General features: G+C 66.5%; 1 protein-coding gene. It reads right to left on the minus strand.

The window, feature by feature from the left end; all coding sequences use genetic code 11:
• Nucleotides 1-278, minus strand: a 278-nt coding sequence (locus EN786_RS37525) for a zinc-binding dehydrogenase (protein WP_145972942.1), incomplete at both ends; no start/stop codon positions are given.

Genomic DNA, 278 nt, shown 5'->3' on the forward strand with positions numbered 1-278 from the left:
GTCGATGCAACTGTCCGGGCCGCGACCGTTGGTCATGGCCATCAGGGCATCGTAGATATTCACGTTGCTGAAATCGAGGGTCTCGGCCTTGCCGTGGTCCCGCGCCATAGCAAGCCGCTCCGGCACCTTGTCGATGGCGATCACGCGTCCGGCGCCAAGCATCCAGGCGCTCTGGATCGCGAACTGGCCGACCGGCCCGCAGCCCCAGATGGCGACGGTGTCGCCCTCCCGGATGCCGGCGTTCTCCGCCGCCATATAGCCGGTCGGGAAGATGTCGG

It is taken from the genome of Mesorhizobium sp. M4B.F.Ca.ET.143.01.1.1 (assembly GCF_004792275.1).
GTDB lineage: Bacteria > Pseudomonadota > Alphaproteobacteria > Rhizobiales > Rhizobiaceae > Mesorhizobium > Mesorhizobium abyssinicae.